Origin of the sequence: Streptomyces parvulus (genome assembly GCF_014648855.1) — a bacterium.
GTDB lineage: Bacteria > Actinomycetota > Actinomycetes > Streptomycetales > Streptomycetaceae > Streptomyces > Streptomyces parvulus.
In genome coordinates this window covers 1-13,280 of record NZ_BMRX01000024.1, presented here as the reverse complement: position 1 = coordinate 13,280, position 13,280 = coordinate 1, and the positions used below count along the sequence as shown (strand labels likewise).

12 protein-coding genes are annotated in these 13,280 nt (G+C 70.0%); 5 read left to right on the top strand and 7 right to left on the bottom strand.

What is annotated here, in order from left to right; genetic code table 11:
• Positions 1–234: 234 nt before the first annotated feature.
• Positions 235–840, bottom strand: coding sequence for a BlaI/MecI/CopY family transcriptional regulator (locus IE108_RS32905; RefSeq protein ID WP_189397825.1), 606 nt, complete (start codon positions 838–840; stop codon positions 235–237).
• A gap of 480 nt (positions 841–1,320) precedes the next feature.
• On the opposite strand from IE108_RS32905, the gene IE108_RS32900 reads away from it, so the two are divergent.
• Positions 1,321–1,839, top strand: coding sequence for a sigma-70 family RNA polymerase sigma factor (locus IE108_RS32900; protein WP_064732330.1), 519 nt, complete (start codon positions 1,321–1,323; stop codon positions 1,837–1,839).
• Positions 1,840–1,904: 65 nt separating this feature from the next.
• On the opposite strand, the gene IE108_RS32895 is transcribed toward IE108_RS32900, so the two are convergent.
• From IE108_RS32895 to IE108_RS32885, 3 genes are all read right to left on the bottom strand, one after another.
• Complete coding sequence (locus IE108_RS32895) at positions 1,905–4,019, bottom strand: AfsR/SARP family transcriptional regulator (protein WP_064732331.1); 2,115 nt, start codon at positions 4,017–4,019, stop codon at positions 1,905–1,907.
• A gap of 149 nt (positions 4,020–4,168) precedes the next feature.
• A complete protein-coding gene (locus IE108_RS32890) occupies positions 4,169–4,975 on the bottom strand; it encodes an MBL fold metallo-hydrolase (protein ID WP_064732332.1) in 807 nt (268 codons plus the stop codon).
• Positions 4,976–5,108: 133 nt separating this feature from the next.
• Positions 5,109–5,960, bottom strand: coding sequence for a LysR family transcriptional regulator (locus tag IE108_RS32885; protein WP_064732333.1), 852 nt, complete (start codon positions 5,958–5,960; stop codon positions 5,109–5,111).
• Between the two features lie 200 nt (positions 5,961–6,160).
• On the opposite strand from IE108_RS32885, the gene IE108_RS32880 reads away from it, so the two are divergent.
• Positions 6,161–7,192, top strand: coding sequence for a nitronate monooxygenase (locus tag IE108_RS32880; protein WP_064732334.1), 1,032 nt, complete (start codon positions 6,161–6,163; stop codon positions 7,190–7,192).
• Positions 7,193–7,263: 71 nt separating this feature from the next.
• On the opposite strand, the gene IE108_RS32875 is transcribed toward IE108_RS32880, so the two are convergent.
• Positions 7,264–8,244 carry a 2-hydroxyacid dehydrogenase gene (locus IE108_RS32875; RefSeq protein ID WP_064732335.1) on the bottom strand — a complete coding sequence of 327 codons (981 nt, stop codon included), beginning with the start codon at positions 8,242–8,244 and terminating at the stop codon, positions 7,264–7,266.
• A 112-nt stretch (positions 8,245–8,356) separates the two neighbouring features.
• On the bottom strand, positions 8,357–9,439 hold the full coding sequence (locus IE108_RS32870; protein ID WP_064732336.1) for an alpha/beta fold hydrolase: 1,083 nt from the start codon (positions 9,437–9,439) through the stop codon (positions 8,357–8,359).
• 330 nt (positions 9,440–9,769) lie between these two features.
• Here IE108_RS32870 and IE108_RS32865 point away from each other — a divergent pair, with 330 nt between their 5' ends.
• Together IE108_RS32865 and IE108_RS32860 are read left to right on the top strand one after the other, a co-directional pair.
• On the top strand, positions 9,770–10,651 hold the full coding sequence (locus IE108_RS32865; protein ID WP_064732337.1) for a hypothetical protein: 882 nt from the start codon (positions 9,770–9,772) through the stop codon (positions 10,649–10,651).
• Positions 10,648–11,589, top strand: coding sequence for a prephenate dehydratase (locus tag IE108_RS32860; RefSeq protein ID WP_079163921.1), 942 nt, complete (start codon positions 10,648–10,650; stop codon positions 11,587–11,589). Before IE108_RS32865 ends, IE108_RS32860 begins: the two co-directional genes overlap by 4 nt.
• 42 nt (positions 11,590–11,631) lie before the next feature.
• On the opposite strand, the gene IE108_RS32855 is transcribed toward IE108_RS32860, so the two are convergent.
• Positions 11,632–12,249, bottom strand: coding sequence for a TetR/AcrR family transcriptional regulator (locus IE108_RS32855; protein ID WP_064732338.1), 618 nt, complete (start codon positions 12,247–12,249; stop codon positions 11,632–11,634).
• 405 nt (positions 12,250–12,654) lie between these two features.
• Between IE108_RS32855 and IE108_RS32850 the strand changes: the two genes are divergently transcribed.
• Entirely contained in the window at positions 12,655–13,203 is a 549-nt protein-coding gene (locus tag IE108_RS32850) for a hypothetical protein (protein WP_159394661.1), read from the top strand.
• Positions 13,204–13,280: the final 77 nt, after the last annotated feature.

The following is a 13,280-nucleotide window of genomic DNA, read 5'->3' as shown; positions in this document are numbered from 1 at the left end:
CCAGGGCCCGGAGGAATGCCTCCTCGTCGGCGTTGAGAGGTTCGATCGTGGTCGCGTCTGCCATGGCCACAGTCTAATTCCCGCTTCGGCAATGGTGAGCGGCCATTCCGTGAGTTCGGGTCGGAGACTTCTCCGCACTCACCGAGCCAGTGAAGACGAAACACGTGTTTCGGTACCGGGAGAAATGACGTGACCCGGCCGGTCGGGTGACGGGCCGGATCACATGTGACAACGCTAGCTCGTGGAGTCCTCGGTGCCTCCCGCTTCGGCGGAGACACCACCCTGCGCACCGCTCACGAGGGTGTACATGACAGACCGCTGCTGCTTGTGGCGCTGGACGTTCCCCTTGGCGACGAGGGACTCCAAGGTGTTCCGCACGACCTGCGGTGTCGGTGACCGGTCGGGGTGCTTGGCGATCAGCTCCTCCCGCAGCTCCTTGGCGAGGCGCGGTTCCGAGTGGCTGCCGAGCAGTTCCATAAGGATCTCTCCCAGCAGCGGCTGACGCGACTTCCCCTTCGCGTCAGCCTCCGCCTGGGCCTTCCTGAGTCGGCGTTCTCTCATGTGTGCCGAGCGACGTGTCGTCTTCTGTGTCGGCGGCGGCGCCTGCCTGCCGTCCGGTGCGTACGGCTCGGCCCGTTTCTGGGAGGGCAGGTCCGACGCTTCCGGCAGGCCCTCGTAGCGCTCGGCGAGAGTCAGGATGTCGACCAGGAGGGACTCCTCATGCTTCAATCGCGCCAGGGCCTCGGCGAGTTCCTTCTGCTGATGTCGGTTTTCCTCCAGGTCCGACGCGGCCTGCTCGATATACCGCGACCGGAGCGTGGCGGTTGATTGGCTGGTCACAACCGTTCACTCCCTCCTATGGATGATGTGGCGCATCGTACCCATGTCGCCGGGGCGGAGTAGAAGCCCGGGCCACCGGGACGGTCGGGGTGGCTTTCCGCTCGTGTGCGGCATGGTGTCCAGCGTCGCCCCTATGGATGGCGACAGCAAGGCGCCGATGAACAGATGTTCCTTCGAGGCATCGACACCTTGCTCCGCACTCCGGGCCGACCGCCATGTCCAGCAGGTGTGAACCGGGGCCGCCGCCTCGTGTTCGCTGTGTACGAGGCCGGCGTGAGCGCGTCCCCGCGGTACGTCGCGCACGCCCGTCGCGACGGGAGCGTCCGCCACGCGCCCTGATACGTCCGGTCGCCCGCCCCCGATCACGGAAGCGTCATAAAGAGGACAGTTTTCCGGCACCCCGCTCTGCCTACGGTGCGGCATGAGGAGGCACCCCCATGCCTCCGATCGGCAGGACGAGATGCAGGATGGCTCAGCACCATGGCAACGCCCCCCACGGAAACGCCCCGGTCGGAATTGCTCGCGCTCATCATGAGGGAACACCGCGACGCGCTCGTCTCGTACGCCGAGAAGATGCTGAGTGACCACGGACTGGCCGAGGACATCGTCCAGGAGACGCTCGTGCGGGCGTGGCGGAACGCCGACAGGCTGCTGGCCATGGACGGATCTCTACGAGGTTGGCTGTTCACCGTCACCCGTCACCTCGTGGTCGACTGGGTGAGGAAGCCGCATACCCGCAGGGAGGTCGTGGGTGCCACGTATCACGATCCGGCGTCGGCGGCTGGAGGGGTCGAGGGGGTGCACGACGCCATGGTGACGCTGCCCTCGCTTCGCCTCCTGTCTCCGGAGCACCGGGCGGTCCTGATACACATCTACCTCTGCGATCGGACGATCAAGGAGACGGCGGCCATTCTCGGTGTTCCCGCAGGCACCGTGAAGTCCCGGCAGCACAACGCGCTGCGCAAGCTGCGCCGCACGCTTCACCCCGAGGCCGCCTGAACGGAGCAGGGACTCGGGAGTCCGTGTCTCGCCGTGCCTCACCCGCGGCCCATCCCGCAAAGGCATCAGCCCGGGTCCGGGGGGAAGGACGTGGTCAGCATGGCCTTCAGCTGCCGCCTGAACCCTTCACCTTGAGGATGACGGCTGAGGCCGCGGTCGAGTGCCGGCAGGGTGAACCTTTCGGCGACGAGCCAGCGCGCGGCCTCGGCGCGTCCGCCGAATTCCTGAGGCCGGACGCCCGGGCGTGGGGGCGGCAGGATCACCGTCCTGTGGTGCGGCGTGAGGAGAGCGGTCGCGGCGTCGGCACTGTAGAGGTAGTGCTCGAGCATTCGGGCGCACGCGCTGGAGCGCACGTCGTGCGAGTCCGCGTCCGCGCTGAGGTCGGCCGCGAACGAGCGCAGCAGCCCACAGCCGGTGTACCGGTCGGGAGCCGCCTCCTCCAGCAGGTGATGATCGGTGAGTTCGGCCAAATCCTCGCGCGCCGTGCGCAGGTCGCTCCCGGCCAGACTGGCTGCGGCTCGCAGCGTGAATTCGTGGGACGGGTGCAGACTGAGCAGCCGGAACGTCCTCGCCGCTCCGGCACTGAGCGCGCCGTACGAACGCCGGAACGCGGTGGACGCGTCGGTGCGGGCATCGCCACTGGACAAGGCCACCAGGCCTTCCCGAAGCTCTGCGGCGAGGGACGCGAGAGAGAAGCGGGAACGCATCAGGGCGCGGGTGCCCGCCAAGGCCAGGGTCAGTGGAAGCCTGCCGCACAGCTCGACGATCTCCTCCGCGTGTGCCGGTTCGGCACGGACCCGTTCGGGTCCGATGCGGCGTTCGAGCAGCTCGACGCCCTCGTCGAGGGCCAGGGGGGTGAGTGTGACCAGCCGCGCGTCGTGGGTGACGGCCAGTCCCTCCAGACGCCGACGACTGGTGACGACGATCAGGCTGCCCGCGGACGCGGGCAGCAGTGGGCGGACCTGCTCGCAGTCTCGTACGTCGTCGAGGACCAGGAGCAACCGTCGGCGGGCGAGCGTGCTCCTGTAGGCGAGCCGCAGTGCCGCGTCGTCGCTGTCTGCCCCCGCGGAGCGAGACCCCAGGGCTTCGAGCACCGCTCTCATGGCCCGCGCGGCGCTGAGAGGAGCCCGTGTGGGGTGGTAGCCCTGGAGGTCCACATAGATCTGCCCGTCGGGAAAGTGCTCGGTGTGCATGTGGGCCCAGTGCACGGCCAGGGTCGTCTTGCCGACGCCCGCCATTCCGCACAGAGCGACGATCGTTGCCGCGGAACCATCGGTGGCTGCGGATGGCAGGAACCGCCGGAACTGGTTCAGCACCTCGGTCCGGCCGACGAAGGGCACGGAGTCGTCAGGCAGGTGCACCGAGCCGGGAGCCACGGGAACGGTCTGGGGCACCGTCGTGGCGGTGGAAGAACGTTTGCGCCGCAGATGGCGTTGTTGGACGGAGCGCAGACCGGCTCCGGGCTCGACCCCCAAATCGTCGGCCAGCGTGCGGCGGATGCGCTCGAACTGATCGAGGGCCTCGGCCTGCCGGCCGGTCGTTGCCAGAGCGGCGATGATGCGGGAGTGCAGCGCTTCGTCGAAGGGGTGCCCGTCCACCGCACGCCGCAGGGCCGTCAGTACCTCCTCCGTCGATGCCGGGGCCGCGGTCAGGACGACGTCGGCGGCTTCCTTGGCCGTAGCGACGAACTCGTGTCCCACCGAGGTGAACACGGGGTGCTGGGCGACCTGCGTGCCGTCGGCCACGACCGGACTCCGCCAGAGCCGCAGGGCGTCGGTGTAGTGCAGGGCGGCTTCCGCGGCGTCACCGTCCTTCACGGCGAGCTGTGCCCGGGCGCGGAGGTCACGGAAGTGCAGAAGATCGGAGGTCGACGCGTCCAGGAGAAGGCGGTATCCGTCGGCGGACCGCGAGAGGTGTTCGGCCAGGGCGCGGCTGCTGAGGCCGGGTTCCAGCAGTCTGCGCAGGGCACCGATGTTGCGGTGGACGATGTTGACGGCGCTGGCCGGTGGCTCGTCGTCCCACAGGACATCCACGGCGTCGCGCAGGGAGACCGGGCCGGGCGCCCGGAGCACCAGCAGGGACAGCAGCGCCAGACGCTTGGGAGGGCCGACCGCGAGCTGGGTTTCTCCGCGCGTGGCCCGCACGGTGCCGAGAATCGAGTAGTGCACTTTGGCGTCCATGGCGCAGCCGCCGTTCCTCAGCAGTGTCGGGCATCACCTGGAAGGGCCGGGCTCTGGACGGGACAGCCGACTCCTGACGAGAGTCAGTAAAGAGGATATTTCCTTGACCTGTCAAGCAGTACCGGTCTTGAGCGGCATCACCGGGACGCTCAGCGGGGCAGGTGCACCCAGGTGCCGTGTTCCGGCGCGTGCAGCAGGGAGGACAGACCTGCTTCATGGAAAGCCAGCTTCAAGTCGCTCAGGCCTTCCGAGAAGTGAGTCCAGCCGTCGTAGTGGGCCGGGACCACGACACCGGAACCCAGAACAGCCGCCGCGGCGGCCGCCCGCCTGCTGTCCATGGACAGCGGACGCCCCTCGAACTTCGCCGGCACGCGTGCGGCGCCCGCGTGCAGAAGTGCGACGTCGATGTCCCCGACGCGGCGGGACACCTCCGCCACGGTCCGGACGGAGGCGTTGTCGCCGCTGACGTAGAGGGTCGGGATCCCCCGACCGGACAGCACGAAACCGGTGACCTCGCAGTTGACGTTGCCGTCGGCATCCCGTTCGCCGTCCTCGGGGCCGTGGACCGCGGGGACGGCCAGGACGGAGAGATCACCTTGGCCGTCCCCGCGTCGCACCGTGTGCGCCGCCCAGGGCGCCAGGCCCACGGCGGGCGATCCGAGGCGGGCGGCAGCGGCCGGGCCGGTGAGGAGCAGGGGTGCGGACCGCGCGAACGCGCGTCCGCGCACATCGAGATTGTCCGGGTGGAGGTCGTGGCTGACGAGCACTAGGTCCACGGGACCCATGGACCGTTCGGCGCATGCGGGTCCGGCCGTCTTGGTGAGGTAGCCCTGCGGGCCGGGCGGGTCGAAGGTCGGGTCGCTGACGATGCGCAGACCGGCGATGTCGATGACCGCCGTCGGGCCCCCGAGCACCGTCACCGCGCTTTCCTGCCGGGACAGTTCAGTCCTCGCCATGTCCGACCTCACTGGATTTCCTGGTGACTGACACACACGTTCACGCTAGACAATTCCGGAGCGGGGGTGAAATGCCTGGGCTCGTGAAACGATGCCTGCCGGGCATGAGTCCCGGCGTGGGCGAAACCGGCGTTCACTGGCGGGCCGCCTCCAGGGCGGCGTCGACGAAGCGGCGCACGAGGGCCCCGGGCCCGTCCGGCGAGTAGACGAGACGCACGGGAACCGGCGGCGCGTCGACGAGGGCGATGAAGTGCAGGCCGGGATGAGGAGAGCGGTGCCTGGCGGTCTCGGGAACGATGCCGATGCCGCGATTCGCGGCCACCGTTTCCACCCACTCGTCGTAGTTGGAGGTCTCGACGATGTCCTTCGGCCGCAGATCCTCGGGCCATGACCACGGGCCGGTGGTGCCGCTGACGGAGTTCACGACCAGACGCCATTGACGCACCTCGCTCCAGTGCAGGTGGGTGCGCCCGGCCAGCGGACTCTCCGGGGCGCATACCGCGAAGCGTGCCTCCTCGTACAGCCGGACGGTCTCAAGGGGCTTCAGCAATTCCATGTCACCGCGGACGACGGCGACATCGACAACGTGCTGGCGCAGGGCTCGCAACGGATCGTCGGTACGGGTGAGCGCCACCGCGGCACCTGTTGCCCCTTCGAAGCTCCTGATGGTCCGCTGCGCCCAGGGCGCCGGCAGCAGCCAGCTGAAACCCAGCCGCAGGGAGGCCCGGTGGCGCGCCGTGTTCAGGGCATGATCGAACGAGGCGATCGCTCGTTGCGCCTCCTGGAGGAACTCGGCTCCCGCGTCGGTCGGTGCCACCCGGCGCGAGGTCCGTTCGAGCAGTCGAACGCTCAAGGCTCCCTCCAGCTGGGCGATCGTACGGCTCAGGGCCGGTTGAGTGATCAGCAGCTCCTGTGCGGCGCGCGAGAAGGACCGGCACCGCGCCACCGCGGCGAAGGCCCGCAAGTGGCGGATCTCGACCTCCACGCCCTTACTCCTCAGCGCATCGATGCATGTCGTGCATAGTGCCAGCCTAATCGGCATGGCACAGATCCATGCCGTGGCGCCTGGCGTCATAGGCTGTCACCACGGGCGGGATCCGGTGCCCATGACACCGGCAAGGCCGCTTCGGCGTCCGATGACGGCGGGATCACCGCTGCCCGCCGCGCGCGGAGGAGATACCAGGCATGAACCGACTGCTGTCCGACCTGGGGGTGGAACTGCCGGTCCTGGCGGCTCCGATGGCTGGAGGCGGGAGCACCTCCGAGCTGGTCGTGGCGGCCGGACGCGCGGGCAGTCTCGGGTTCCTGGCCGCCGGATACAAGACACCGGCTGCCCTCGACGAGGAGATACGCGCGGTCCGGGCGGCGGGTGTCCCCTTCGGCGTCAATCTGTTTGCGCCCAATCCGGTGCCCGTGGAGGGCGACGCCTACGCGCGGTACGCGCGGGCCGTGCAGGGTGAGGCCGACCGCTACGGGCTGAGCCTGCCCTCCGTCGAACCGACGGAGGACGACGACGCCTGGGCGGCCAAGATCGACCTGATCGCCCGATCACCGGTTCCGTGGGTCTCTTTCACCTTCGGCATCCCGGACTCCCGCGTCGTGGCGACCTTGCGGAGGGCGGGTGTCACCGTCCTGCAGAGCGTCACCTCGGTCGACGAGGCCGAGGAGGCCGCGCGGGCAGGCGTGGACGCGCTGATCGTGCAGGGGCCGGCGGCAGGCGGGCATTCGGCCACGCTCACTCCCGACCGCCCCATCGCCTCCGTCCCCCTGCCTCACCTCGTCGCACGTGTCCGCCGGAGTCTCACCCTGCCGCTCATCGCCGCCGGAGGCATCGGAGAGCCCGGCGACGTGGCGGCCGCGCTGCATGCCGGGGCGGCCGCCACCATGATCGGCACACTGCTGCTGCGCGCCGACGAAAGCGGTGCCTCCACACTCCATCAGCAGGCCCTGACCGATCCGGCGTTCGAGGGGACCGTGCTGACCCGAGCCTTCACCGGACGGCCCGCCCGGGCGCTGCGCAACGCCTTCATCGACCGCTACGAATCCGTGGCCCCGGCGGGCTATCCGGCCGTGCATCACCTCACCGCGCCCCTCCGCAGGGCGGCGACGGCGGCTGGGGACAAGGAGCTCGTCCATCTGTGGGCCGGTACCGGTTACCGCCAGGCCGCGCAGGAGCCCACCGCACACACGCTACGGCGGTTGACGCTGCCCCTGTGAGACGCCTGCGACGACGTCCCGGCCGGCCTCGCGTCGTCGGCCGGACCGGACAGCCCGGCCGTGGTGCGGCGTCAGCCGGCGAGCGGGAAGGCGGACACCGCGTTGTCGAGCTCCCGCCCGTCCGCGAAGCGCCGCAACTGGCTACCGAGCAGCCGCTTGACGTGAGGCAGCATGGCAGAGGTGAACGCACCGGCGTGCGGGCTGATCAGTATGCCCGGCGCGGTCCACAGGGCGTGTCCGGGGGGCAGCGGCTCGGGGTCGGTCACGTCGAGGGCCGCGCGGATCCGGCCGGTCCGGACTTCGGCGAGCAGTGCGCCGGTGTCCGCCACCGCGCCGCGCGCCACGTTCACGAGCAGGGCGCCGTCCTTCATCGAACCGAGGAACGTCGCGTCGGCCAAGTGCCTTGTCTGGCCGGTGAGCGGGACAGAGAGGATCACCACGTCCGCCTGCGGCAGCAGGTCCCGCAGGTCGGACGTGGAGTGGACCCGTCCGGCGGCGGTCAGGCGCGGGGTACGCGCCACCCGTTCGACCTCGCACCCGAACGGACGCAGGCGCTCCTCGATGGCAGCGCCGATCGAGCCGTACCCCACGATCAGCACGGTGGCACCGTGGAGGGAGGGCCGGATCGCTTGCCGCCAGTGCCCGGAGCCCTGGTTCCGGACGAAGTCCGGAACTCCGCGCAAGGAGGCCAGCGTCAGGGTCAGCGCCATCTCCGCGGTGCTCGCGTCGTGGACGCCGCGGGCGTTGCAGAGGAGCACCTCCGGGCGGACGTGCGGCAGGAGATAGTCCACCCCGGCGCTCAGTGCCTGGATCACCCGGAGCTGGGACATGCGTGGGAGGGGCCGGAGGATCACGGCCGTGTCCGTGGTGAGCGGAGGGGCGTAGAAGGAGACACGTGCCGGGTCCGTGGGGTACGGGCCGCGACCGTCCCACGACGCGTAGTCCAGGTCGGCCGGAAGGCCGTCCATCTCCTCGGCCGGCACCGGAAGCCAGGCGATCCTCCGCTCGCCGGCGCTTCGGTCCGCGGGAGACAGGGGGATGGCTCGGCTCATGGGGTCTCTACTCCTTGGGGGTTGCGGCGTGCGTGCCTTCGTCAGTGCGGGTCTCACGCCGCGTGATCGGGCGCTGTGAGACCCGCAGGCGAAGGCCCGCCTGGGCGACACCTCAGAGGTGGTCCACGTCCACGACTGCCTGCGCGAAGGCGGTGGGTGCCTCCTGCGGCAGGTTGTGACCGATACCGGTCAGCGTCCGGTGGGCGTACTTGCCCGTGAATCGGTCGCGATAGGAGGCACCGTCGCCGGGCGCGGTGAAGGGGTCGCGCTCGGCGTCAAGGGTAATGGTAGGCACTCCGATGACGGGCCGGGCGGCGAGCTTGCGCTCGTAGCGCTCGTAGCGGGCCTCGCCGTCCGCGAGACCGAGCCGCCAGCGGTAGTTGTGGATGACGATCGCCGCGTAGTCGGGGTTCTCGAAGGCGGCGGCGGTGCGCTCGAACGTGGCGTCGTCGAAGTCCCACGTGGGGGAGACGGTGTCCCAGACCAGACGGCACAGGTCGTGCCGGTCCGCCTTGTTCTCCATGGCGAGGCGGCCCCGCTCGGTCGCGAAGTAGTACTGGTACCACCAGGCGTACTCCGCCTTGGGCGGGATGGGCTGCTTCTGGGCCCCGACGTTGGTGATGATGTAACCGCTCACCGACACCAGTCCCTTGACCCGCTCCGGCCACAGGGCCGCGATGATGTCGGCGGTACGTGTGCCCCAGTCGAATCCGGCGAGCAGCGCGTGGTCGATCTTGAGCGCGTCCATCAGTGCGATGATGTCCAGGGCGATGGCCGACTGCTGGGCGTTGCGGAAGGCGCGAGCGGACAGGAATCGGGTCGTACCGTGGCCGCGCAGGAAGGGCACGATCACCCGGTATCCCTGTGCGGCCAGCAGGGGAGCGACATCGACGAAGCTGTGGATGTCATAGGGCCAGCCGTGCAGGCAGATGACGACGGGGCCGTGCGCCGGGCCCGCCTCCGCGTAGCCCACGTCCAGTATTCCCGCCCTGACCTGCTTGATCCGGTCGAACGAGGTGTGCGTCCCGGGGGGCACGGCGGGCACGGTCGGCGCCGCCTTGTCGCCGCCCCTCCCGTGGCCCGCCTCGCCCGCGCCCGTCGCCGCCCTGGCGCCGGCCTGCAACCCGGCGAGCGAGACCGCCGCCGCGCCGGTACCCAGGCCGACGGCCTTGCTGAACGTACGCCTGTTGATCATGAGTCTCTCCGTCGTCGATCAGGTCATCGGGGTCGCGTTGCTCCGCCGGGGCCGGGGGTGGTCGCAATGTCCGGTGACTGTTCCACAGGCGAGCATAACCAGTCAAGGCGGTGATACAAGGAGAGGTGTTTTCTGGGGTGTGTCGCTGTGGCACGGCTCACGTGAACACAGACGCCCCTCCCACCCGTGGCGTCAGTGGAAGAAGCCAGACCGCCGGGCGAGTCGTCCGTACGCCGTCACCGCCCGACCGGAACGCGTACACCAACGGCACTGCCCGCCACGACAGGCCGCGCGGTGCTCGCGCCCACGACGCCCGTACGAAGGTGAGAATTGACCAGGCATACGCAGCCGACCCGATTCGACGGTGGGTCGCGGACGATCGGGCCAGGCGCCGACCTGCTCCACGTACACGACCATTTCGAGTCGGCCGCACACCGGGACCCCGCCACGACCTGGGACACGTTCACCCGCACATGGAACTGGGCCGCACCGCTGCCCACCGCCCGGCCGGCCGTGGAACCGGGTGCCGGGCCCGTCGCCAGGCCGGTGGACGGAGGCTTCTCGCTCTCCGGTCGCTGGCACCTGAGGGTGCATCCCCACCCTGTCTGGTTCGTTCTCCCCCTGGCCACCCCCGGGGACACGGCCGACGAGGACGGGTGGGACCTCTTCGTCCTTCCGGGCGGGGAACGGCTGCCGTTCGGCCCGAGCGGCAACCGCCCGACGGGCGCCCTCGAACTCACCGACGCCTATGTACCCGCCGGACTGGCCACGCGTCGCTCGGGTGTCCCCCTCAGGGCGACGGACGAGATCTTCGTCGGTGTCGCCGTCACCGCCATGGCGCTCGGAGCGACCCGCCGCCTGACCGACGTGCTGGCGCGTCTCGCGGACGGCAACCGGTCCGCCGCGCTTCCGGCAGCCGAACTGGCCGCCCTGACACACGATGAGCAGGCGGCCCTCCGGTCGACGCTGTACGGCCTGAGGGGCGCGTGCGAGAGCGCCGCCCGTGCGACGGGTCCTCTGACCCGGGCCGTGAACGTGGCCAGACGCGTCGTCGCGGGCGCCTACGAGGGGGCCATCGCGTTCGTCAGTCCGGACGGTCGGCATCCCTTGGCCTACCTGATCGAGGCAGCGACGCCGATCCTGCAGGTCACGCGGTTCGTGGAGGACTTCGCGACCCGCCCACACCCCCACCGAGCGGAAGGCCCGGCATGACGACCGTCGCCTACCAGGGGGAGCCCGGGTCGAACTCCTCGACGGCCGCTGAGGCGCTCTACCCGGCGAGCAGCGAACTGACGTGTACGAGTTTCGACCAGGCGCTGGAGGCGGTCACCCGCGGCGCGGCCGACGTCGCGGTGATTCCGGTGGACAACTCCGCGGCCGGACGCGTCGCGGACGTCCATCACCTGCTGCCGGAGTCGGGACTCTTCATCATCGCCGAGTACTTCCTGGCCATCCGCTTCGACCTCATGGGCCTGCCGGGTACTTCGCTGGATCACGTGGAGTGCGTACGCAGTCACGTGCACGCGCTCGGTCAGTGCAGGAAGATCATCCGAGAAGGCGGCTGGCAGGGCCTCGTCAGCGACGACACGGCGGGAGCGGCGCGGGAGGTGGCCGAGCTGGGTGATCGCCGGCACGCCGCCCTCGCCCCGCCCGCCGCTGCGTCGCTGTACGGGCTGGAGGTGCTGCGGGCCGGGGTGGAGGACGATCCCGACAACACCACGCGGTTCGTCGTCCTCTCCCGGGAGGGCACGCCGACGCCGTACACGGGCGACCCGATGATGACGAGTCTGTTCTTCTCGGTGCGGAACATCCCCAGCTCGCTCTACAAGGCGCTCGGCGGGTTCGCGAGCAGTGGTGTGAACCTCACCAAGATCGAGAGCTACCAGGCGGGCGCCGGTCTGCATGCCAGCCGGTTCTACGCCGAGATCGAGGGGCATCCCGACGACCCCCGAGTGGAACTGGCCCTCCAGGAGTTGCGCTTCTTCTCCTCCGAGGTGCGCATCCTCGGGGTGTATCCCGCCCACGAGCACCGGCGTGCACGTTCCATCCGGCGCTGTCCCGGGCCCGCGCGCCGTCAGGGGGATCCGGTCCCCGAGAGGGGAGAGGCGGACGGCCGGGCCAAGCCGTCGCGTCCGCCCTCCGACCCCTGACCGCGGGCCGATGGCGGTCGGTTCCGCCCCGCACATCCGCCGTCAGGACACCTCGACGGGCTGCGCATCACGCGCGCCCAGCAGGGCCAGGCAGTTCGGCCACAAGGTGCCGAGCTGAGCCGTGTTGTTGTAGAGCTTGGCGAAGAGCACCTGGCCCTCGAGCTGCGCCACGACGGCACGCGCCGCTTCGCGCGGGTCCGCGACCGAGATGTCGCCCCGGCCCAGTGCCTCGGTGACAGTCACCTCGACCATGTCCACCTGCGCCTCGAAGATCTCCTGGAGGCGATGGCGCAGGGATTCCGTCTGGTTGCTCATCTCCAGCGAGAGATTGCCGAACATGCAGCCCGAGACGACTCCGCAGCTGTCCTGCCCCGCCCGCTGTCGGCTCTCGGTCGCAGCGAAGAGCTGCCGCAGCCGCTGCAAGGGCTCGTCATCGCTGTTCAGGACGTGCTGCCAGTCCCGCCTCTCAGCCGCCCACTGCTCGTCGATGACCGCGAGTGCGAGGGCTTCCTTGGACTCGTAGAAGTAGTAGAAGCTGCCCTTCGGCACCCCCGCCGCCTTGCAGATCTCCGCCACGCCCAGCGCCGAGTAGCCACGGTGCTCGAGCAGCGACTGAGCAGCTGTGAGAATCTTTTCCTTTGCGTCGCTCGTTCGCCCCATACGCCCAGTATACGACCGACCGACTATTTTCGTGGGCCGCTTCTCCCAGAAGCCCCATCGCCGCTGGAAGGCGATGTGCCCGCGCCGGGCGGCCTCCGGCGATCGTCCGCCGCCGGTGAACCTTCGAGCCCTGCCGAAGCGTTACCGCTGTGGAAGGGGCCCGCCTTCCACGACGCCCTCGTCCGCCACGGCCGGGTCCCCGCCGCCACCCCTCACGGCAGCCGGCCGACGCGGTACACGCCGCCGTCCCGCGACCGGCGGGGTGGGAGGCCGACGATGCCCTCCCGCCACCGGACCAGTCTTCCTCGGCTCCGGAGCGAGCCGGCCCTTCCGGCGCCCCCGGAGGGCCGCCGCGCCGGTGGGAGGCGACCACGCAACGAGACTCATGTCTGGGTAAAGCTGGCAATGTACAAGCCACAGTCGTTCATTCATCGGCATCCGGCCTGGAAGACGCTGTTCCGCGGACTGCTCCAGTGGCAGCACCGTGCACGAGGCCCTGCCCGGCCCGTGATGTGCCTGGCGGCCGCCGCTCTCGGGGCGCTGCTGGTCCTCGGGGCGATAGCCGTGAGTACGCCGGAGGAGGGCCCGGGCGATGCCGGCCCCTCCTTCGACCGGGGCTCGGTGTGCAGATCGCTCTCCGACCCGAGGTACGAGGTGTCCTGCGCGAGGGTCTCCTTCGGGGATGTCCGCTACAACTGCACCACCGGTCGGCTGGGCAGGTGCCCGGACACCACGGCGGTCACTCTGCGCAATGTGAGCAGGGTCCCGCTCAAGGTCTTCCTGGTGACGGGCAGCGGGGAGAGCGGCCATGAGCGGCAGTCACCCGCATCCGTCCTCGCGCCCGAACGCACGGTGACCCTGCGTCCGCCCGCGCACGCCACCTACGTGTTCGACGTCGTCGTGCGGTCGATGAAGAGGGGCGTCGGCACCGTGGAGGTGGTGTCGGTCGGATGAGGGGTGGGTCGGGGCGTCACCGTCCGGGGAGCCGGGTGGTGATCTCCTGGAGGGCCCATCCGTTGCCGTCGGGGTCG